Below are 21046 nucleotides of genomic sequence, written 5' to 3' on the forward strand. Positions count from 1 at the left end.
TGAGGCTTCCTTTTTCAACCTCATCAACTACAGTGAGTTTAAAAGCGAGGGAGTAATCGCGCTGAGTTCTTTTAGTTTTTGATTTCATAACACTCTCCAATTTTGGGGGTGGAAAGTGTCAACCTTATTTAGGACGGCACACAAATTCAACAAAAAGCTCTACAACATGTAGAGCTTTTTTATTACCTAAAAACCAAAAGCAAACGTTTGCTTTGTCATAAAACTTCAGTATGATCTCCTGCAATTTCTGTCTCATCACTCTATTTTGTAAGGGAACACTATGTTTGGCACTGCAACTAGCGCAAATGCTACCCGTGTATTACTTTTAGGCTCTGGCGAACTCGGTAAAGAAGTCGCCATTGAATGCCAGAGACTTGGTTTAGAAGTGATTGCTTGTGATCGCTATGCCAATGCTCCAGCGATGCAAGTCGCTCACCGTAGTTATGTTATCGACATGTTAGATGGGAACGCCTTAGAAGAAGTTATTACGAAGGAACAACCTACTTACGTCGTACCAGAAATTGAAGCCATCGCAACCGGCAAACTGGTAGAGCTTGAAGAAAAAGGACTGAATGTTGTTCCAACCGCTAAGGCAACCAGGCTAACAATGAATCGTGAAGGTATCCGACGTTTGGCAGCAGAAGAACTGGAATTGACGACTTCACCTTATCGTTTTGCAGATAACTTTGAAGACTTCAAAGCCGCGGTTGAGCATGTGGGTATTCCGTGCGTGGTGAAGCCTGTGATGAGCTCTTCAGGTAAAGGGCAAAGTGTTATCAAGACCGAAGACGACGTTACACAAGCATGGGATTACGCTCAGGAAGGCGGGCGTACGGGTGCAGGTCGCGTTATCGTGGAAGGTTTTATCGACTTCGATTACGAAATCACTTTATTGACCATCAGAGCCGTTGACGGTGTGCATTTCTGTGCTCCAATTGGTCATCGTCAGGAAGATGGCGACTACCGCGAATCATGGCAACCGCAAACTATGTCAGAAAACGCAGTAAAAGCAGCTGAATACACGGCTGAGAAAGTGGTAAACGCGCTCGGTGGCTACGGCATCTTTGGTGTAGAGCTGTTTGTCAAAGGCGATAAAGTCATTTTCAATGAGGTCTCTCCTCGCCCTCACGATACGGGTATGGTTACAATGATTTCGCAGGAAATGTCTGAGTTTGCTCTCCACGTGCGCGCGTTTACCGGAATGCCAATTAATAATATTGTACAATATGGCCCATCTGCGTCTGCTGTTATTCTTGGACAAGGGACTTCCACAAACATTCGCTTTGAAAACCTAAGCAAAGCTTTAGCTCAACCTCAAACACAAGTTCGTCTATTCGGTAAGCCAGAAATCGATGGTCGCCGCCGTTTAGGTGTTGTCCTTACGCGACGAAAAACCACCGAAGAAGCCGTTCAAGATGCTGTTGAAAGTGCTTCAAAAGTGAATATCATTTATTAAATACGAACCACTCATACAAAAATAGCGCAGCTCAAATTGCTGCGCTATTTCGTGTTCCAAACCGAAGAGAGCCTATTCACTCTCGATTAAGTACACTTCTTCAGAGAAGCGACTTAAGCCTTTTTTCGCAATTTTAGGATGATTCTCGTCAGCTTCATCTACGTTCAAACAAGTAACTTTGTAACCTGAAAATAACTGCTCAATCTCTTCGACCGGCACGCTAAATGGAGGCCCCGCCATCTCTTCTTGAGGATAGTTGAGTGTAACAAGCAAAATACGACCGCCTGGGTTCAAAAGTTGCTTGAGACGCTCTACATACTCCTCTCGCATATCTTGCGGTAAAGCAACCAACGCGGCGCGATCATAAATGATATCGGCTTGAGATACTGGTGCAGTGAAAAAGTCCCCAGTATAAATAGAGAGCTCATCAAATTGATAAAGCTCGTGCATGCCATTAAGAGGCGTTACCGTTGGCGTGTAAAAATGTTCAGCAAAAAAGGCACGCACAGCAATATGGCTTAGCTCAACACCTTCAACCGAATCATGCTTCATCGCTAGCCAAATCAAGTCTTCTGACTTTCCACATAAAGGAACTAACACTTTATCTTCACGCTTTGGATTAGTGTGTTTCCAATATACTGGTAATAGCGGGTTTACATCTTCCAAGTGAAATCCGATTTGATTGCTGGCCCATTTGTTATGCCAAAATTCTTGGTCTCTCATTTTACTTTCTACTTGTCGGCTGTTTTCATTTTGAGAGGTAAGACTAACGTTTTTTTTCAATTTGTCTATGCCGTTCATCTTTGGTTAATACTGCGGTGATAGGATGTAATCGGTCTCATAGGAGACGCGCCTTTATCTGATAATCAGAATAAAGAAAAGAGAAATGGTGATCTAACGCACGATTCTACTTCAAGATAAAACTGAAACCTTGGAATCTTTCGTAATGGCCCCATTTATAAGTTAGTACCTGATTTGCCGAACTTAGCGACTTTTATGTTCCCTATTTTCTAAGTACAAGCAAGTTAAGGAGAGTGAATGAGCTTATTTCTTCGTACTACAGCATTGATGCTTTTGGTACTTAGCCGTGCACCGGCATTTGCCGCACTTCCAATTACCCCTGCACCTAGTGGCGAACAAAATCGTTCAACCAGCCAAAACGAAGTTTGTTCGAAACTTTTTAAACACAGCCTTAGCGGTTTATACGGCATTCAGTCAATCGACACCACGCCAACTCAGCCATATTCTGACTTCGACATTCTTTACAGCAAAGCACACCAAGCACAATTTGAACTTGAAACTATCTGTAAAAGTACCGCACTTCTTAATGACGCTCAGCCATACTTCGCAGGTGTAAAATCCAAACAACGAGCAGAAGAAAAGATAGCTTTAGAATTAGGTGGGAAAGTTGAACGTATTACTGACCTAGCACGTGCAACGATTGTAGCTGAAGACGTGGCCAGCTTAGTCTCCATTTATGAAACGTTAGAGCGTGAAACAACGATTGTGAAAGTAAAAAATCGATTCAAAAAACCTGGCCCTTCAGGATATAGAGACTTGAACTTGCTCGTTCGTTTACCAAAAACAAACCTAGTAGCCGAAGTTCAACTGCACTTGAAAGCAATCGCAGATGTAAAAAGCGGTCCCGAACACGACCTATACGAAAAAATCCAGAAACTAGAACGTCAAGCGATGTTGGAAAAACGTGAGCTAAGCGAAATAGAGCTTGCCTCTATTCGCAACATGCGTACACAGTCTAAGAACTTGTACCAACAAGCATGGCAACCATACTTAACAACGCATCTAGAAGCGGCGTAACCGATATCATTAGGCGTCTCTCATAAACAGAAAAACCACCGCATTGCGGTGGTTTTCATTTGTATGCACACGAATTTTACGCAAAAAAAAGACCACGCCTTAGCGTGATCCATTTATTCGGCTTACTGTACTTTCTTCAGGTTTTCTACACGAGCTTTTAACTTCTGACCCGGGCGAAAAGTCACTACACGTCGAGCAGTAATTGGAATATCTTCACCAGTTTTCGGGTTACGACCAGGTCGTTCATTCTTGTCACGAAGATCAAAGTTACCAAAACCTGACAGTTTTACCTGTTCGCCACTTTCCAGTGCCTTACGAATCTCTTCAAAGAACACTTCCACCGTTTCCTTGGCGTCCCGCTTACTAAATCCTAATTTATCAAACAGGTTTTCTGCCAGTTCGGCTTTTGTGAGCGCCATAAAACTTTCCTCAAAGCTATGTTAAACAATGCTACGTTAGTGTAGCGCCAGAGCAGTTTTACCCTACCAATTCAACAACATATCGGGGTTACATCAGGAAGTGTATGACAAGCTTATGATTTTCGCCAACTTTTTTCTTGGCGAACAAAAGGAATAGCACTACGTAAATTATTGTTAAACGCCAGGAATTTGATATTTTTGTTTTTGTTTCATCTTTATCAGGAAAAACATCCAGATTATAAAACTAAAAGTAGTTTAAATATCAACATTAAACACTATTTAATAAAAATATCAGATATTGGTTATTTAACAGACACTTGACATAGAACTTGTCGTAAATTCAGTGATTTGTATGTAACTCGATACGTAACAATTAGATTAAAAGGTATGACCACCTGTACTTTGTAACTGTGCTTAGAAAGCTTGATTAAACCCACGCTTCTCGCTGTTTAACGATGACGCCATATATAAAGATTGATAATGTGGAAGTTCGTGTATTTCCTCATTAGCTTCTTACACTGCTTCTAGGCGACCATGATTAATCAAATCATAAATATTCTTTTCCCTGTTTTTGCTCTTGTCGGAGTTGGCTATTTGGTCGGTCGTTACATCAAGCCTGACTTTCGCCCAATAAACCGCATTAATATTGAGGTATTCACGCCAGCACTGGTATTTTCGTCACTCGTTAGCATGCCGCTCGATTCAAATCAGGGGCCGCTTCTTTTGGCGGCAATTGTCGCGGTTTTAATTCCCGCACTACTCATGCTCCCGGTATGTCGATGGACGTCACTCTCGTTTAAAACCTGGGCGCCACCACATATGTTTCGCAATAGCGGAAATCTAGCTATTCCTTTGTTTACCTATACGTTTGGAGAAATTGCGCTGTCGTCAGCAGTGCTTTTGTTTGTCGTGTCAGCATGCTTGCATATCAGCTTAGGCGTAATGCTGCTTAGTCATGGCAACCCTTTTAAGCAAATAGTCAAGATGCCAATCTTTTTAGCAGCGTCTCTGGCTCTGTTTCTCAACGTGTCAAATGTGGGTGCATGGGCGCCTTTATACGAAGCCACTGCTCTACTTGGGCAAGCGGCCGTACCCGTGATGCTTTTATCTCTGGGGGCACAAATGTGTCATTTAAGGTTGGACGGTTTAAAGATTGGTGTGTTGTGTACCGTGCAGTCACTGGCAACTGGTGCTGTCGCTTTTGCACTTATTTATTGGTTAATTCCCCTTCCAACGATGCAATTGCAAATGATGGTGCTCTTCACAATGCTGCCGCCAGCCGTCATGAATTACCTATTTGCGGAAAGACTGAATATAGAACCCATGAAGGTGGCGTCAATGGTACTATTTGGCAACTTTTTCAGCATTCTTACGCTGCCTCTTCTGCTTAGCTATACCCTCTCACTCGCTGCCTAACCGCCAATAAGCTATCGTTAGCGTGTATTAGCTGAAAAACAATACGTTCCTAATCTCGGGTAAGGGCCATCCCTAGTTTGGTCTAGTATTTTAAAATAATGAGGGGTGGTGCGAGCAGTAAGGAACTTGAACAACGATAAGGTAATCCTAAAAATAAAAAAACCCTGCCAAACTGGCAGGGTTTTCATTTCTTAAGAAGATACGTTACGCGAGATTAGTCACGTAGAGACGCACCAAACTTCTCAGAAACGTGAGCAACGATAGCGTCAACCGCACCAGCGATATCTGCATCTTCAAGCGTACGCTCAAGTGACTGTAGAGTCAGAGCGATTGCTAGGCTCTTCTTACCTTCTTCAACGCCTTTACCTACGTAAACGTCGAACAGTTTTGCATCTTTAAGGAACTCGCCACCTTGCTCTAGACAAGCGTTAACGATGTCACCAGATGCAACAGCTTCATCCACTACTACCGCGATATCACGACGGTTTGAAGGGAACTTAGAAAGCGCTACCGCTTCTGGGATCACTTTGCTGTTGATTGCAGACCATTCGATTTCGAATACGATAGTACGACCGTTTAGACCGAACTTACGCTCAAGCTCAGGGTGAACGGTACCGATCACGCCCACTTCTTTGCCGTCTACGATGATTGCCGCAGATTGACCTGGGTGAAGTGCTGGGTTAGCTTTTTTGCTTTCAGGTGACAGTGCAGCGAAAGAGTACGCTTTTTCGTTCGCAGATAGCTCTAGAATCGCTTCTAGATCGCCCTTAAGGTCGAAGAAATCAACAGTGTTGGTTTCGATATCCCAGTGCTCTTCACCACGAGTACCAGCAATAACACCTGCAAGCATAGGCTCTTGACGCATGCCGTTTTCTGCAGATTCACATGGGATGAAACGTAAGCCATATTCGAATAGACGAACGCGTGGCTGTTGACGCTTCTGGTTGTGAACAACTGTGTTCAGCAGACCTTGGATAAGACCAAGACGCATTGCCGACATGTCTGCAGAAATTGGGTTTGGAAGCACTAGAGGCTCAACACCAGGTACAACTAGCTTTTGTTGCTCAGGCTCAACGAAGCTGTATGTAATTGCTTCGTGGTAACCACGGTCAACAAGAAGATCACGAACGCGTTTCAGTGGAAGATCCGCTTCAACGTGGTTGTGCATCTTAAGTGCTGCTGCTGGGTGTTGGTTAGGAATGTTGTCATAACCGTAGATACGGCCAACTTCTTCAATCAGGTCTTGCTCGATAGCGATATCGAAACGCCATGTTGGCGCTACTGCCATCCAACCTTCTTCTGAAGCTTCAACCGTCAAACCTAGACGCTCTAGGATTTCTACTACGTCGCTATCTGCAATGTGGTGACCTAGCAGGTTGTCTAGCTTAGTACGACGTAGAGCAACTTTGTTTGGCTTAGGTAGGTCTGCTTCAGACTCTACTGCAACAACAGGTGCTACTTCACCGCCACAGATCTCAACAAGAAGCTGAGTGGCACGCTCCATTGCGCTCACTTGTAGTGCGTAATCCACACCACGCTCGAAACGCATTGAAGAATCAGTGTGCAGACCGTAGCTGCGTGCGCGACCACGGATGTGGTCAGGTGCAAAGAATGCACACTCTAGTAGAACGTCTTTAGTCTCAGTTGTTACACCAGACTCTTCACCACCAAAGATACCTGCGATTGCAAGTGCTTTGTTGTGATCAGCAACAACTAGTGTATCTGCGTTTAGCTCTGCTTCGCTGCCGTCAAGAAGTGTTAGCGTCTCACCTTGCTCAGCCATACGAACTACGATGCCACCTTCGATCTTCGCTAGATCGAATGCGTGCATTGGTTGGCCTTGCTCTAGAAGAACGTAGTTAGTGATGTCTACTACAGGGTCGATAGAGCGAATACCACAACGACGCAGTTTCTCTTGCATCCATAGTGGTGTTTCAGCTTGAACGTTTACGTTCTTAATAACACGACCTAGGTAACGAGGACACGCAGCAGGAGCTTTCACTTCGATAGACACTTTATCGTCGATTGAAGGGGCAACTGCTTCTACTGATGGCTCAGTCACGTCAGCACGGTTTAGTACGCCAACTTCACGAGCTAGACCACGAATGCTGAAACAGTCAGCGCGGTTTGCTGTTAAGTCTACGTCTACTGTTACGTCGTCTAGACCTAGGAATTCACGGAAATCAGTACCGACTACTGCGTCTTCTGCTAGTTCCATGATACCGTCTGACTCAACGTCGATACCTAGTTCAGCGAATGAACAAAGCATGCCGTGAGATGGCTGGCCACGTAGTTTCGCTTTTTTGATTTTGAAATCACCTGGAAGAACAGCACCAACTGTTGCTACTGCTACTTTCAGACCTTGGCGACAGTTAGGTGCGCCACAAACAATGTCTAGAAGCTCTTCTTCACCCACGTCAACTTTAGTTACGCGCAGTTTGTCTGCATCTGGGTGTTGACCACATTCAACAACGTGACCGACTTTAACGCCAGTAAAAGACCCTGCAACAGGTAGAACGTCGTCTACCTCTAGACCGGCCATTGTAATTTGGTGAGTTAGCTCGTCAGTAGTAACCGCAGGGTTTACCCACTCACGAAGCCATGATTCGCTGAATTTCATGTTGATGAACCCTCTGGATTACTTGAACTGTTTTAGGAAACGAAGATCGTTCTCGAAGAACGCACGTAGGTCGTTCACGCCGTAACGAAGCATTGTTAGACGCTCAACACCCATACCAAATGCGAAACCAGAGTATTTTTCAGGATCGATACCTACGCTACGTAGCACGTTCGGGTGAACCATACCGCAGCCTAGTACTTCTAACCATTTACCGTTTTTGCCTTTCACGTCTACTTCAGCTGAAGGCTCAGTGAATGGGAAGTAAGATGGACGGAAACGTACTTCTACTTCTTCTTCGAAGAAGTTACATAGGAAATCGTGCAGGATGCCTTTCAGCTGAGCAAAGTTTACGTTCTCATCAACCAGCATGCCTTCCACTTGGTGGAACATTGGCGTGTGCGTTTGGTCGTAGTCGTTACGGTATACACGGCCTGGTGCGATGAAACGGAATGGTGGTTTACCATTTTCCATCGTACGGATCTGTACGCCTGACGTATGAGTACGAAGCATCAAGTCTGGGTTGAAGAAGAAAGTATCGTGGTCAGTACGCGCTGGGTGATCAGCTGCGATGTTTAGCGCATCGAAGTTGTGGAATGCATCTTCGATCTCTGGGCCAGCCTCGGTGTTAAAACCAAGTTCGCCAAAGAACTTCTCAATACGCTCTACAGTACGAGTTACTGGGTGTAAACCACCGTTTTCAATACGACGACCTGGTAGTGTTACGTCGATTGTTTCTGCTGCTAGTTTCGCTTCAAGCTCAGCACGTTGTAGTGCATCTTTACGAGCTGCGATAGCTTGCTGAACGACGCCTTTCGCTTTGTTGATCTCTTGACCAGCTTCACGGCGTTCTTCTGGTGGTAGTTTGCCTAGGCTTTGAAGTTGAGCAGTTAGCTCACCTTTTTTACCCAGATACTGAACACGCACTTCATCAAGTGCGACTAGCGATTCGGCAGCTTCAATTGCAGTGCTCGCGCTAGCAATGATCTCTTCTAGATGTTGCATCGTTTCCTCATCTACCTGTAGGTAGTGTCCATAAGGGAGTGATTGGTTTTTTGATAGCTGTACATAGTAGCCAAACCGGGCACCAATGCCAAATTGAATTACGAAAAGAAGAGGTTATTGAATAAAAAGAGCACAAAAACGTCAAAAATGTCATCTTTAGTTAATCTGCCGTTTAGTTGTGCCCTTTTGTTTTAGAAATAGTATTGAATAGATAGCTCGATAAAATCGTCATCTCTAGCGAAGTAGAGCAAATCATTTGGTGTTTCATTTTTAAACAACCAAGCATCAATTTGCCACTTAACGTGATTCGATATTCGGCTCGATGCTTCTAACTTAGCATTGTAAACATCATCGTTATCTAAATCCTTCGTAATTCCCGTCAATACTTCCGTTCCGTCCTCATCATTGAGCGCCCAACGAATACCTGCAAACACATCATTTTGACCGATAGTTTGTGCGTTGTTCCCACGACTGTCATAGAGGTACTCACCAATAACTCCCACATCCCAAACCGTGTCAAATGCACCGACGAAGGTATACTCAAAACCCGTCACAAGACCGACATGATTATCAGCGCTATCTCGATAAACACTTTCTAGTTTCCATAACCAATCGCCAACGATTCCTTGCACATCCAGACCGACATGACTCATCAGAGCGTAGTAAGGCTTTAATTCTCCGTACTCAAAACGAAAGTAAGGATCCCGGTTTGTTCCATATAAATAGCTCAGGCCTACGTCCCAATCGCCAAGCATTTTCGAATATCGAAAAGCCACATCTACGTGCTTCTCTTCTCTGCTTGATTCATAGATAGCATCATCAGAGACAACGGGGTCGGTTCGCAAGCGGCCATCTGTACCCGCAAACGTTCGTTCCCTAAAGTAAGGTAACAACATTGCGTGGACGGTGCCCCAGTCTTTGAAAGAGGTAAAATGTAACATCGGCTGACCGAGTTTATCTTCACCATCGACGGCTTCAATGGTATCTGTTTGGTTTACTACATCAACTAAATGGGCTGATTCAGTCACTCCCCAAAAGACCTTACTAATCCCAACTCGAAGCTCATAATCATCCCAATAAGTCAGATAAAGTGCCTCTCGTATGTCACCATGACTTCGCTCATCGTCTAGACCATCCAGACGATAGAAAGGTGTGAAAGTAAAGTTTGCATCACCATTTTGCATCTCCCAGTAAAATTCTGGCTGCAAAACCAATGACGTTTGCGCTTTGCTCTGACCCTGAGAGCCCGTTTTAAAAAACTGACGATGCTCAATATTGACTTGTCCTGCAAGCTCGACGGCAGTCAGAGGCATCGAGTAAAAAAAGGCTGCTGCACTAAGCAACAACCCAGCATTTAATCGCTTCATTTTTCCTCCACTATCTCACTCGCTTCAACACATTCTTATGAAAGTCATTGTCTTGTAATCCAGTGTTAAAACGCATTTCGCTAGTCGTTAGCTCAGTACTTTTTCCTGTTTGATGGTTTGTCATCGCCATAGTGTGCGCTCGCCAATATTGGTTGAGATATTGCTTGTAATCGGAAAAAGAAAGCGTTTTTAACAAAGAGCCTTTGCGGTCGTAAAACTCAACTTTAAGTGGACGATAATGCGCTTTATCTAACCATACCGTTTGCTTGGTATAACCTGAGTTCTTATCGGTCGGAATTTGCTCTACGACGAAAACATCTTGCCCGTTTATGCTGTCATCTTTTAGGTAGTTGAAACGGTATTTTTCAATCTCAAAGGAACTGAGATCCTCATACGCGAATTCACTGCCCATAAAAGGACCTGATTTGTTACGCGAGGAAATACGTTTCACACGTTTCAGTGCAGGAAGGTAAAGCCATTGGTCATCGGCACCCACCGTATGAGAATGGTTAAGAAACGCCGTGCCTTTTACATCTCTCGGTTCATCAAATATCGTGAGCCCTTTGTCACCATCGCCATCAACTTCGAGTGATTGTAAGCGCATTAAACGTGTGCTGCTTTCTCCTTGCGCGTTTCGCAGAATCATTTGCATCGTAGCAACAGAATCCTCCCACCCTTCATCACGGGCTTTGCGCTCTTGGGCAATTTCTAGTCCTTTGGCTTCATCCGCCAACACCGCATGACTCATAATAAGCGAGACAGAAAGTACTGATACTTTTAAGGCATTTTTTACTAAATTCATGTTCGATCCTTTAATTCGTTATGACTGAGTAACAGTCTTGGTTTGAGAGTCAGTTGATTTAAGCTTATTTCGGCGCTCCACCTCGTCGTAAACGCCTTTGTCAAACAACATCAGTAGAGTCGGTAGGAAGATGAAATCCACAACAAGGGCAATAAAGATGACAATGGCACTCAGCTGTCCCATATCGGCATTTAAACGGAAGCTCGACATCGCCAGAACAGAGAAACCAGCAACAAGCACGACCGTCGTAATCCAGAGTGCGCGCCCCACGGTACGAAAGGCGTAGCGAACCGCTTGCTCCGCACTGTGGCCATCTTTACGAGCGTGTTGATATTTAGAAAGAAAGTGAACGGCGTCATCGACAACAACACCAAGCGTTAATGTCACAACGACAGACAATCCCAAGTTAATCTCGCCAGAAACCAGCGCCCAAATACCAAAACCAATAAGCGCAGGAGCAATATTCGGGACAAGACTAATTAAGCCAAGCTTGAACGAACGCAAGGCAAAGATCAGTAATGCAGAGATTAAGACAAGAGTAATGGGCAAGGTTGACAGCATGCTGGCCATATTCGTTTCACCAATATGCGCAAACATCAGTGAAGGACTAGACGCAACAACATCATATTGAGGCGCGTTTTCGTTAAACCATTGGTAAATGCGATTTTCCAAATCAACAAGCTCGACGCTGCCCAAGTTCTCCACGGTGAGAACCATCTTGATCGACGACTTATCTACATTGATTTGGTTGTTCAAATCTAAACCATACGGTAGTGACATTTCATAAAGCAGCAGATATTGAGCCGCTAATTCTCTGTCTTGAGGGAGCGAGTAATAAGCCTGATCATCTCCATGCATGTTCTTGTTTAGGCGCTTATAAACATCGCTCAAGGTCGCAACATGGTCCGTTTCTGGCTGCAACCTTAGCCAGTCAGTAAATTTACCCACGGTATTGAGAAAATTAGGATCCGCAATACCCTGCGATTCGTTGGTTTTTATCGCGATACTGATGTTCGCCATGCCACTGATTCGCTCTTCCATAAAATCAGCCGCTCGGCGAAATTCATTGCTATGGCCAAAGTACTCGACGGATTCATCATTGACTTTGTTCAGTGGAATCAAGCTCGCACTCGCGACAATAACAAGCACCGACAACGGCAATAAAGCATGTCGCTTTGACACCACGAAATCTCCTAAATGATCCATAAAGTGCTTTCTTTCATCAGAAGTATCCGACTTCACCGTAACCGGAAGGATATTAAGCAAGGCGGGAAGTAACGTGATGGAAAGGAAACAAGCAACCATGACGCCAAGGGCTGATAGGTTGCCGAAATCTCTCAGGATTGGAGAATCCGACATATTCATCATTAAAAAGCCGATCGCGGTGGTAATGGAGGTAATCAAGATAGGAATGAAATTGAGCGCAATACTTCGCTCAATAGAGTGGGCTTTACTAAAGCCGTTTTGCATAGACTGACGCATTGTCGCGATAATGTGTACACAGTCTGCGACGGCAAGCGTCATCACCAAGGTAGGCACATTAACGGTCGCCGTGCTTAAGAACATACCAGCCCATCCTGACAAGCCCATTGTCACCATAACCGAGCCGATAATAACGATGAGCGTCGCGATGACGCTAAGCAATGAGCGCAACATGATGGTCAGAAACACCAATATCACTAGTAACATAGTAGGCACTAATGTTGCGCTATCATCTTGGGCTGCGGTCATAAACGCGTAGTTCATTGCAATAATACCAGCCTTGTGGAATTCCGTGTCTGGGTACACTTGCTGATAACGTTCAATCATTCCGTTTATGTAAGCAACCACCTCTTGTACTTCAGCAGTTTTATCTATTTCAGGGAGTTGGACCGTAATGTTTACGACCGTGACATCTCCTTTTTCAGAAATCAGTGAACTTTTCAAAACCGGCTCACTCAACGCAATACTTTTGACTTTCTCTATTCGTTGAGGTGTCAATTCATATTCGCTATACAGTAAATCTTCGACAAGAAGATCATCTTCAAACGCTTCGGTATGCTGGTAGTTGGCGAGGGAATCAACGCGGGTCGAGTATGGAACTTGCCACGCCTCGTCAGTGATCTGCTGAATAAGAGATAATGTGCTAGGAGTAAAAACAGTGCCGCTCTTTGGCGCTATAACCAAAGCAAGACTGTCAGATTTTGCAAAGGTGGTTTGAATTTCATCAAACGCAAGTAACTGCTCATTTGTTCCATCAAAGAAGATGTCGTAATCTCCTCTAAAGTAAAGATTTTTTCCTCCAATAGTTGCTATGACAATTAATAAAACGGTAGCAAGCATCACCAATACACTGTAATTCGTTGGTAGCTTACCCCACCCTGAACGGGCGTATTGTTGAACGTTGTGATGTGGCATCACACTCTCCTTTTGTGACGTTTCGTCAAATTTAAAAACTAAAAAAAACAGCAAATGCTGTAAATAACCAGACAAACTCGACATGCAAACTTTAGATCGAATGAATTTGGCTACATAAGTTAGTTTTTAGTAACTTCCTATGCTTCTCGTGATCATTGGCTGAACGCCAACCTTCGAGATTTAATGACGATTCGTCACAATGGTGCGATAAAAAAGCCAACCATAACGTCAGATTGGCCTTTCCTGTTTATCAGCGATTCACTGACTCTAAATAAGCAAGCTCTTCACTAAATAACTCCTGCTCCACTCGACGCCAGGTTTTACGGTAGTCCCATTCTGTAGATAAAGGCGACCAACCTAAACCATCAAGTAACATATTCGCGTTGTGCAGCACTGAGAATGGGTCTTGAATTCGCTGAATACATCGACTGTTCGATGCATTTTGCGCCAAAGCGTTTGAACCGAAGGCAATAGACCAGTTGGCGAATACAATAGCATCAGAACCAATTGCGGGAGAAAACTTAAGATCACCACATTCTACCGCATTGTTCACCAGCGCATCAGCACCATCTATTACTTGTTCTTCCAAGTTATTCAGTTCATTCACACGTTTAGGTGAAGCCTTCTCTAGAACCCAGGGCGTCTTTGCAACAATCGCACAGGTTGATAGTACTGGCTCCATACGAGCGTAAATACGATAACCTACATGCATCGCAATGATTTTTTCTCTGGTATTGCCATTAAATTTGGCGGTACGTTCGAAAAATATTGCTTCGCTTTTCAGCGAATGAATACAAAGCGCAAGAATCACATCTTCTTTGCTGCAAAAATGATTGTAGATCGTCCCTTTAGAATAAGGGCTTGACGCTGTAAGCTTGTCCATCGTTAAGTTGGCAAAGCCTTGCTCTTGAACTAAAGACTTAGCCAATTGAATAAGCTCTATCTCACGATCAGCAATCGCCTGTTGCTTTTTTGTTAGCCCTGAAGACACACGACATCCGTCTTGCTTGCTATATTTTTTACAGCGAAAGTTAAACATAATCCTTTGATCCGTATACCAACACACTCCCAATAATTGTAACACGATTCTTTAATACAGGAACGCAACTAAAGTTGACGAACCGTCATAAATGACACTTCGTCATAATAGATCAAAAAACAAACATTTCAAGTGTGAATTTATAATTAGAAGATAAATAGCCACCAATTATGCATACCCAAGTAGCTACAGGATGCTTGGTTCAACGAGAATGGTTTCTTTGTAGAGGAAGCGAGAGAGGCTTTGGGAAGAACAACGAAGGAAATCAGCATGTTAAAAATAACGAAAGTAGATGCTGAACAGGTATTATTCGAAATAAGCCCAACACACTTTAAGTCTGAATTAGGAGCAAACACCGCTGAATGCCCTACTTACAAAGTATTTGCTGTCTTAGGCTTTTTCTTTTGCAACGCCCTTTCAGAAACTCTCTTCAAAAAAGGCTCAAAATCTATATAGATAGGCTTGGCTTATCACCTGCAGCTGCGATGGCATAACGAATATCATCAATAAATCGCCCCTCTGTCTCAATAATGCCGTCAGAGAATGTGACTGGCTGATGTGGCCCAGCAAGTAGAACAATATTAGTAAAATCAGAGACATTAAAGTTCTCTGCTACAACATTTTTGGAATGAAAATCAATGACGGTCTTTGCAACTTGATCTTCCAGTAACAAAAGCTGTTCTTCAGTAATTTTCATACGCGCCAAAGCAACGCGAACACACTTATCGTGGGTAGTCGTCTGCTCTTTTATGATTTCGGTATATTTGTCGTTGAGCTTGGAGTTCTCTGCATAGCTATAATATAAAGGCCCGTGCAGCGTTATATTTTTATCTTCATCAACGTAAACGAGATCCAACAACTCTAATGCTTTTAAGTAATCAGACATGCTCTGCTCAGACAAGTCATACTTTTTCTTTAAAATAGAATAACCGTCTTTACCTCGAAGCATTCTCAATTCACGATAAAAGTCGTAAAGGTGAGGGAATTGAAAGAATACCTCATCCTGCGTACGACTAAAGTAATCCTCGTCTTCACCTTGCAATTGATTTGCGAGCTTTTGTAGTTCATCTAACGTGCAATCAACCGCTCTACAATATTCCAGCAACTTATCTAAAGCGAGATTCGTGCTTGTAAGATGTCTCTTAAAGGTAGATAGTGGCATACCCATTTTCTCAGATAGCTCTCGATATGTTAGCCCTTTTGTTTTAATCGCTTGGCGTAATGCGGCTAGCAAGTATTCGGGAGTCAGATCTCTCATCTACAATTCCTTTTGGCAATGTTACAGCTGTATAGTATTTGTAACAATTTAGAACCGCTTGGCAAGGTATAAGTTCATATTTTTATAAGAAAAACATGAATTAATATACTGAAAGGAGAATTCACACAACAAATGAAAAATTCAATATGAATTCAATTTCATTATAGATATAAAATAATATGCAAAATAAAAATAAAGCAATCACTCTAAATTGTCGTGATTAATTTTAATAGTAACGTAAATTTGAGAATATAAACCTATTCGCTCTACAAAAATCTAGAATAATTAACCTAAAAGGAACAGAACGGTAAATGCATAATAATTCACCGCTCTCTATTGGCATTTTTGCAATGCTATTCAAGTAGACTAGTCCGCTAATTTCACCGCAGTACCAAATGCCAAAATTTCCGAAGAACCATCTACGATTGAGCTTGTGGTAAATCGAATCCCTACAATTGCATCGGCACCTTTAGACTCAGCGTCCGCCACCATGCGCTGTATAGCAATATCACGCGCGTCGGTCATCATTTCCGTGTAACCACGAATTTCGCCGCCAACAATGCTCTTGATACCCGCCATGAGGTCACGGCCAATATGCTTTGATTGAACAACATTACCAGTTACAACCCCTCTGATTTCAGAGATCTGCTTGCCAGGAATGCTTTCGGTCGTTGTGTAGATCATTTTTAATCCCTTATAAACGTAAAAATTTATACCCAAGCTACCTTATAACTAACATAAGATGCTAACCAATAAATTGAGAAGACTGATAAACAATACTCTAAATAGCCAAGCTAAAAGTCATTTGGGTATAAATTTTAGCAATAAAAAAGGAGAGCTAATGCTCTCCTTCTCTTAATCCTAAACTGCTAATTAAAGAGCAGCTTTCGCTTTTTCAACTAGAACTGCAAATGCAGCTTTGTCGAATACTGCGATGTCCGCAAGGATCTTACGGTCGATCTCGATAGATGCTTTCTTCAGACCGTTGATGAAACGGCTGTAAGATAGACCATTTTGACGAGATGCCGCATTGATACGTGCAATCCATAGTTGACGGAATTGACGTTTCTTAGCGCGACGGTCACGGTAAGCGTATTGACCAGCTTTAGTAACTGCTTGGAAAGCTACGCGGTAAACGCGTGAACGCGCACCGTAGTAACCTTTAGCTTGTTTTAGAACTTTCTTATGACGTGCACGAGCTTGTACACCACGTTTTACGCGAGGCATTATGCTTCTCCTAAACTAAACGATTGATAACTAAAAAGAATTAAGCGTATGGCAACATACGGATTACTGCAGCCACTTCACATTTTGGAAGGATTGCATTCGGACGTAGTTGACGCTTGTTCTTAGTAGTACGCTTAGTCAGGATGTGACGTTTTGTAGCGTGCTTGTACTTAATACCACCAGCAGTTTTCTTAAAACGCTTAGCAGCACCTTTGTTGGTTTTCATCTTAGGCATGATGAATAACTCCGCATTGAGTAGGTTTAATAAACAACGTAATTAGGGCGAACAAAACCCAGCCATATGCCTTTATATAAAGGAAAGCGGCTAGGTTTTAATTACTTGATGAGCCGTTAATTACTTCTTTTTAGGGGCTAGCACCATGATCATCTGGCGACCTTCAATCTTCTTAGGGAAAGATTCAACTACAGCAATTTCTGCAGTATCTTCCTTAAGACGATTTAGAACGTCAACACCGATGTCTTGGTGTGCCATCTCTCGGCCACGGAAGCGAATTGTTACTTTCACTTTGTTGCCTTCTTCAAGGAAACGCGTCAGGTTGCGTAGTTTTACCTGATAGTCTCCAATATCAGTTCCAGGACGGAATTTTACTTCCTTGATCTGGACCTGCTTTTGCTTCTTCTTCTGCTCTTTAGCAGTTTTGCTCTTCTCGAAGAGGAACTTACCATAGTCCATCACACGACAAACAGGTGGCTCGGCGTTAGGACTGATCTCAACGAGATCCATACCAGCTTCTTCAGCAGCTGCAATGGCTTCTTGAATCGATACAACACCAACTGATTCACCGTCAGCGCCTGTTAGTCGAACTTCACGAATACCACGAATTTCACCGTTGATACGGTGCGGGTTTTGTTTTACCGGCTGTTGGCCACGTCTTCCGCCTTTAATAGCTTATTCCTCCAGATTGAGCTTACGGCTAGAGATCTCGTCTTGGATGTATGCAATAAAATCATCCACTTTAAATTTACCAAGATCTTTACCTTTACGAGTACGCACTGCAATTTCGCCAGCTTCCATTTCTTGGTCACCAACAACAAGCATATACGGTACACGCTTCAAAGTATGTTCGCGGATTTTAAAGCCAATCTTCTCATTTCTCAAGTCCGCTTTAGCTCTAATTCCACTTTTTTGTAGTTTTTGTACTATTTCTTGAACATAACCTGACTGTTTATCAGTAATGTTCATAAGAACTGCTTGTTCTGGCGCCAACCAAGTTGGGAAGAAACCAGCATATTCTTCGATAAGGATACCGATGAAGCGCTCTAGTGAACCTAGAATCGCACGGTGAATCATTACCGGTACAAGACGTTCATTGTTTTCACCTACATAAGTTGCACCTAAGCGACCTGGTAGGTTGAAGTCTAGCTGGACAGTACCACACTGCCACGCACGGTCTAGACAATCGTATAGTGTGAATTCAATCTTAGGACCGTAGAACGCACCCTCGCCTTCTTGAATTTCGTATGGGATATCCATCGATTCAAGAGACTGCTTCAATGCTTCTTCAGATTGATCCCAGATTTCATCTGAACCTACACGTTTCTCTGGACGAGTAGACAGTTTCACTACGATGTTGTCGAAACCAAATGTTTGGTACGTATCGTACACCATCTTGATACAGTTTGTTACTTCTTCTTGAATTTGGCTCTCAGTACAGAAAATGTGAGCGTCATCCTGAGTAAAGCCACGTACACGCATAATACCGTGTAGTGCACCAGATGGTTCGTTACGGTGACATGAGCCAAACTCAGCCATACGTAGCGGTAGGTCGCGGTACGATTTTAGACCTTGGTTGAAGATCTGTACGTGACCTGGACAGTTCATTGGCTTAATCGCGTATTCACGGTTCTCAGAAGAAGTTGTGAACATTGCATCAGCGTATTTGTCCCAGTGCCCAGAGCGTTCCCAAAGAACACGGTCCATCATAAGTGGACCTTTCACTTCTTGGTAACCGTACTCATCTAGCTTAGCGCGGATGAATACTTCTAGATCACGGAAGATAGACCAACCATTGTGATGCCAGAACACCATACCCGGTGCTTCTTGCTGCATGTGGAATAGGTCTAGTTGCTTACCAATCTTACGGTGATCACGCTTCGCCGCTTCTTCTAGGCGAGTTAGGTGCGCTTTCAGTGCTTTCTTGTCGTGGAAAGCCGTACCGTAGATACGTTGAAGCATTTTGTTGTCGCTGTTACCACGCCAGTAAGCACCTGCAACATTCAGCAAAGTGAAGTGTTGACAGAAGCTCATGTTAGGAACGTGAGGACCACGACACATGTCGATGTATTCTTCATGGTGGTAAAGGCCTGGACGATCATCACGCGATACGTTTTCGTCTAGGATTTCCACTTTGTATGGTTCGCCACGTGATTCAAACGTATCACGCGCTTCCTGCCAGCTTACTTTTTTCTTAACCACTTCGTACTTGGTTTTCGCTAGCTCTTTCATACGCTTTTCAATCTTTTCAAGATCTTCTTGCGTTAGAGATTCGTCTAAGTCGATATCGTAGTAGAAGCCATTGTCGATGGTTGGACCGATCGCCATTTTAGCTTGAGGGTAAAGCTGCTTAAGAGCGTGACCAAGAAGGTGAGCACAAGAGTGACGAACGATTTCTAGGCCGTCTACTTCATCTTTAACAGTGATGATTTCAAGGCTTGCGTCTTCTTCAATTAGGTCACACGCATCAACGCGGTTACCGTTTACACGACCAGCGATAGTTGCTTTTGCAAGACCGGGACCGATCGATTGCGCAACTTCCATAGTAGATACTGGGTTGTCAAATTGACGCTGACTGCCGTCAGGAAGAGTAATAATAGGCATGCTATGTCCTTTACAGTGGTGTTGCACACCAAGCAACACATGTTATTCAAATTAGAAGCTATTTGTTGAAAATAGTTGAGAGTCAATAAAGGCCTCTCGGTAACACGAATACCGGACCGTTATCGAAAATGGGATTGTACCTAGCTCACATTTAGAATGCAAAGCGCGATTTTGTTTTGTCATAAGAACTTAACCGCAGACCCGTCACGACAATCTGATCATGCTTTTTTAAGAGACCGCATAGCTGATGAATGGAATTGCCCCTCAATGAACTTACACAACAAATTACAATATCCCCTATTACGTGTGAACCGATACAAAGCCTAACACGCTGGGCGAGAGCTCAACGTGCGATTTAGGTATATAGTTGTTTTATAGAGTAGTTTGTATGTAGGTATTCATCATGGTCTATTTCAAATCGCGCTTTATGGTGCTTCTAAGCACCTCGATATGTTCTTTGCAAGCCTTCGCATCAAATGACTTATATGGCCCGCTGCGTTCTTACGCACAATCCCCAATGCAAGTGGTTAGTCACACCAACATACTACGTTCAGGACACAGTCTGCCCTCTGGTTTTGTCGAAGCCTATGGTTCGGGAACCGTGGCAAGTGTTTGGGCTCATACTGATGAATACGCACTGGATTATTACCACAATCAAATCGAATTAGGCAGCAAATGGCAAGTCAGCAACCGTTGGCAGTGGGAGCTCAACTATCGATGGGTCTTTGCCGCTGACAACCATTTAGATGGACTGACGAAAAGCTTCCATAAACTTTTCGGTATCGGACAAAATGGGCGGGATAAAGTAGACAGAGATCGTTTTTACATTTCAATGCCGCAATATGATGTGCTTGAAGATGATTTCGAAGGACAAACACTGGCCAATAACCTATCTACTTACTTACAGTATCAAGTGTTCCAAAATGAACATCACGGCCTATCGATTGGCGGCAGTTTGTATTTTAACGATGTGGCTCACGGCACTTTTCAAGGTAGCAGTTTCGAGCAAGGCTTCCAATTAAACTACAGCTACTTAAGTGATGCTCATGCATTTTATTCGATGATTGGCATGACTTTTCGATCGGATGACCGTGCCTTGCTCGATCTGCCCTATCGACATAATACGATTGCCATTGCGGGTGGGTACCGTTATGCCTTAGAAGATAACCATCACCTGATGTTGGAATATCATTGGTATCAAGGCTCAACAGAAGGGCCCACAGAGTTTGCTGATGCCTCTAATGAACTGGTATTAGGCTATCGATATCTAATGGAAAATTCAGCGCTTGAGTTTTTAGCCGTAGAGAACGCAAGAAACATGGATAACAGTACCGATATCGCTTTCACAATAGGATATCGGTACATATTTTCATCAAGTTGATGAGA

At 43.4% G+C, this 21046-nt stretch carries 19 protein-coding genes; 5 read left to right on the forward strand and 14 right to left on the reverse strand.

What is annotated here, in order from left to right; translation table 11 throughout:
- The first annotated feature begins 280 nt into the window (after positions 1-280).
- Positions 281-1456 carry a formate-dependent phosphoribosylglycinamide formyltransferase gene (gene purT / locus R8O11_RS18170; RefSeq protein ID WP_033905149.1) on the forward strand — a complete coding sequence of 392 codons (1176 nt, stop codon included), beginning with the start codon at positions 281-283 and terminating at the stop codon, positions 1454-1456.
- 72 nt (positions 1457-1528) lie between these two features.
- Here purT and R8O11_RS18175 read toward each other — a convergent pair whose 3' ends face one another.
- Positions 1529-2179 carry a thiopurine S-methyltransferase gene (locus R8O11_RS18175; RefSeq protein ID WP_021707633.1) on the reverse strand — a complete coding sequence of 217 codons (651 nt, stop codon included), beginning with the start codon at positions 2177-2179 and terminating at the stop codon, positions 1529-1531.
- A 315-nt stretch (positions 2180-2494) separates the two neighbouring features.
- On the opposite strand from R8O11_RS18175, the gene R8O11_RS18180 reads away from it, so the two are divergent.
- Positions 2495-3274 carry a phosphoribosylglycinamide formyltransferase gene (locus tag R8O11_RS18180; RefSeq protein WP_017821825.1) on the forward strand — a complete coding sequence of 260 codons (780 nt, stop codon included), beginning with the start codon at positions 2495-2497 and terminating at the stop codon, positions 3272-3274.
- A 122-nt stretch (positions 3275-3396) separates the two neighbouring features.
- Here R8O11_RS18180 and ihfA read toward each other — a convergent pair whose 3' ends face one another.
- Positions 3397-3693: an integration host factor subunit alpha gene (gene ihfA, locus R8O11_RS18185; protein ID WP_005377899.1), complete on the reverse strand. Its 297-nt coding sequence runs from the start codon at positions 3691-3693 to the stop codon at positions 3397-3399.
- Between the two features lie 534 nt (positions 3694-4227).
- Here ihfA and R8O11_RS18190 point away from each other — a divergent pair.
- Positions 4228-5109: an AEC family transporter gene (locus tag R8O11_RS18190; protein ID WP_213886315.1), complete on the forward strand. Its 882-nt coding sequence runs from the start codon at positions 4228-4230 to the stop codon at positions 5107-5109.
- 214 nt (positions 5110-5323) lie between these two features.
- Here R8O11_RS18190 and pheT read toward each other — a convergent pair whose 3' ends face one another.
- The 6 genes from pheT to R8O11_RS18220 form a co-directional block, all read right to left on the reverse strand.
- A complete protein-coding gene (pheT, locus tag R8O11_RS18195; protein ID WP_318194330.1) occupies positions 5324-7729 on the reverse strand; it encodes a phenylalanine--tRNA ligase subunit beta in 2406 nt (801 codons plus the stop codon).
- A gap of 18 nt (positions 7730-7747) precedes the next feature.
- Positions 7748-8731 (reverse strand): phenylalanine--tRNA ligase subunit alpha, encoded by a 984-nt coding sequence (gene pheS / locus R8O11_RS18200; protein WP_005385470.1) that lies wholly within the window; start codon positions 8729-8731, stop codon positions 7748-7750.
- A 191-nt stretch (positions 8732-8922) separates the two neighbouring features.
- Positions 8923-10098, reverse strand: coding sequence for a hypothetical protein (locus tag R8O11_RS18205; RefSeq protein WP_054577913.1), 1176 nt, complete (start codon positions 10096-10098; stop codon positions 8923-8925).
- A gap of 10 nt (positions 10099-10108) precedes the next feature.
- Positions 10109-10900: an outer membrane lipoprotein-sorting protein gene (locus tag R8O11_RS18210; protein ID WP_318194331.1), complete on the reverse strand. Its 792-nt coding sequence runs from the start codon at positions 10898-10900 to the stop codon at positions 10109-10111.
- Positions 10901-10918: 18 nt separating this feature from the next.
- The gene (locus tag R8O11_RS18215) at positions 10919-13297 is read right to left on the reverse strand and encodes an efflux RND transporter permease subunit (protein WP_165401693.1); all 2379 of its coding nucleotides are present in this window, start codon (positions 13295-13297) and stop codon (positions 10919-10921) included.
- Positions 13298-13547: 250 nt separating this feature from the next.
- Positions 13548-14336 (reverse strand): TetR/AcrR family transcriptional regulator, encoded by a 789-nt coding sequence (locus R8O11_RS18220; RefSeq protein ID WP_005377913.1) that lies wholly within the window; start codon positions 14334-14336, stop codon positions 13548-13550.
- A 270-nt stretch (positions 14337-14606) separates the two neighbouring features.
- Between R8O11_RS18220 and R8O11_RS18225 the strand changes: the two genes are divergently transcribed.
- Positions 14607-14792, forward strand: a complete 186-nt coding sequence (locus tag R8O11_RS18225) for a hypothetical protein (protein WP_318194332.1) — start codon at positions 14607-14609, stop codon at positions 14790-14792.
- Here the strand turns inward: R8O11_RS18225 and R8O11_RS18230 are convergent.
- The 6 genes from R8O11_RS18230 to thrS form a co-directional block, all read right to left on the reverse strand.
- Positions 14785-15594 carry a helix-turn-helix domain-containing protein gene (locus R8O11_RS18230; protein ID WP_005385480.1) on the reverse strand — a complete coding sequence of 270 codons (810 nt, stop codon included), beginning with the start codon at positions 15592-15594 and terminating at the stop codon, positions 14785-14787. The genes R8O11_RS18225 and R8O11_RS18230 overlap by 8 nt on opposite strands.
- 366 nt (positions 15595-15960) lie before the next feature.
- Positions 15961-16278, reverse strand: a complete 318-nt coding sequence (locus R8O11_RS18235; protein ID WP_005377919.1) for a heavy metal-binding domain-containing protein — start codon at positions 16276-16278, stop codon at positions 15961-15963.
- 189 nt (positions 16279-16467) lie between these two features.
- A complete protein-coding gene (rplT, locus tag R8O11_RS18240; protein WP_004727974.1) occupies positions 16468-16821 on the reverse strand; it encodes a 50S ribosomal protein L20 in 354 nt (117 codons plus the stop codon).
- A 40-nt stretch (positions 16822-16861) separates the two neighbouring features.
- Positions 16862-17056, reverse strand: coding sequence for a 50S ribosomal protein L35 (gene rpmI, locus R8O11_RS18245; RefSeq protein ID WP_005377932.1), 195 nt, complete (start codon positions 17054-17056; stop codon positions 16862-16864).
- A gap of 120 nt (positions 17057-17176) precedes the next feature.
- Entirely contained in the window at positions 17177-17728 is a 552-nt protein-coding gene (gene infC / locus R8O11_RS18250) for a translation initiation factor IF-3 (protein WP_080276913.1), read from the reverse strand.
- 3 nt (positions 17729-17731) lie between these two features.
- Positions 17732-19660: a threonine--tRNA ligase gene (thrS, locus tag R8O11_RS18255; RefSeq protein ID WP_005395892.1), complete on the reverse strand. Its 1929-nt coding sequence runs from the start codon at positions 19658-19660 to the stop codon at positions 17732-17734.
- Between the two features lie 403 nt (positions 19661-20063).
- Between thrS and R8O11_RS18260 the strand changes: the two genes are divergently transcribed.
- The gene (locus R8O11_RS18260) at positions 20064-21041 is read left to right on the forward strand and encodes a DUF3187 family protein (RefSeq protein ID WP_005377942.1); all 978 of its coding nucleotides are present in this window, start codon (positions 20064-20066) and stop codon (positions 21039-21041) included.
- Positions 21042-21046 lie beyond the last annotated feature (5 nt).

It is taken from the genome of Vibrio sp. 1288 (assembly GCF_033344475.1).

What these genes read in the sequence shown, in the direction of transcription:
- R8O11_RS18230 (WP_005385480.1), bottom strand. Translation starts at nt 15,594, where the DNA reads ATGAGAGATCTGACTCCCGAATACTTGCTAGCCGCATTACGCCAAGCG.
- purT (WP_033905149.1), top strand. Translation starts at nt 281, where the DNA reads ATGTTTGGCACTGCAACTAGCGCAAATGCTACCCGTGTATTACTTTTA.
- R8O11_RS18220 (WP_005377913.1), bottom strand. Translation starts at nt 14,336, where the DNA reads ATGTTTAACTTTCGCTGTAAAAAATATAGCAAGCAAGACGGATGTCGT.
- R8O11_RS18235 (WP_005377919.1), bottom strand. Translation starts at nt 16,278, where the DNA reads ATGATCTACACAACGACCGAAAGCATTCCTGGCAAGCAGATCTCTGAA.
- pheT (WP_318194330.1), bottom strand. Translation starts at nt 7,729, where the DNA reads ATGAAATTCAGCGAATCATGGCTTCGTGAGTGGGTAAACCCTGCGGTT.
- rpmI (WP_005377932.1), bottom strand. Translation starts at nt 17,056, where the DNA reads ATGCCTAAGATGAAAACCAACAAAGGTGCTGCTAAGCGTTTTAAGAAA.
- R8O11_RS18215 (WP_165401693.1), bottom strand. Translation starts at nt 13,297, where the DNA reads ATGCCACATCACAACGTTCAACAATACGCCCGTTCAGGGTGGGGTAAG.
- rplT (WP_004727974.1), bottom strand. Translation starts at nt 16,821, where the DNA reads ATGCCTCGCGTAAAACGTGGTGTACAAGCTCGTGCACGTCATAAGAAA.
- R8O11_RS18175 (WP_021707633.1), bottom strand. Translation starts at nt 2,179, where the DNA reads ATGAGAGACCAAGAATTTTGGCATAACAAATGGGCCAGCAATCAAATC.
- thrS (WP_005395892.1), bottom strand. Translation starts at nt 19,660, where the DNA reads ATGCCTATTATTACTCTTCCTGACGGCAGTCAGCGTCAATTTGACAAC.
- R8O11_RS18190 (WP_213886315.1), top strand. Translation starts at nt 4,228, where the DNA reads ATGATTAATCAAATCATAAATATTCTTTTCCCTGTTTTTGCTCTTGTC.
- pheS (WP_005385470.1), bottom strand. Translation starts at nt 8,731, where the DNA reads ATGCAACATCTAGAAGAGATCATTGCTAGCGCGAGCACTGCAATTGAA.
- R8O11_RS18210 (WP_318194331.1), bottom strand. Translation starts at nt 10,900, where the DNA reads ATGAATTTAGTAAAAAATGCCTTAAAAGTATCAGTACTTTCTGTCTCG.
- R8O11_RS18260 (WP_005377942.1), top strand. Translation starts at nt 20,064, where the DNA reads ATGGTCTATTTCAAATCGCGCTTTATGGTGCTTCTAAGCACCTCGATA.
- R8O11_RS18205 (WP_054577913.1), bottom strand. Translation starts at nt 10,098, where the DNA reads ATGAAGCGATTAAATGCTGGGTTGTTGCTTAGTGCAGCAGCCTTTTTT.
- R8O11_RS18225 (WP_318194332.1), top strand. Translation starts at nt 14,607, where the DNA reads ATGTTAAAAATAACGAAAGTAGATGCTGAACAGGTATTATTCGAAATA.
- ihfA (WP_005377899.1), bottom strand. Translation starts at nt 3,693, where the DNA reads ATGGCGCTCACAAAAGCCGAACTGGCAGAAAACCTGTTTGATAAATTA.
- R8O11_RS18180 (WP_017821825.1), top strand. Translation starts at nt 2,495, where the DNA reads ATGAGCTTATTTCTTCGTACTACAGCATTGATGCTTTTGGTACTTAGC.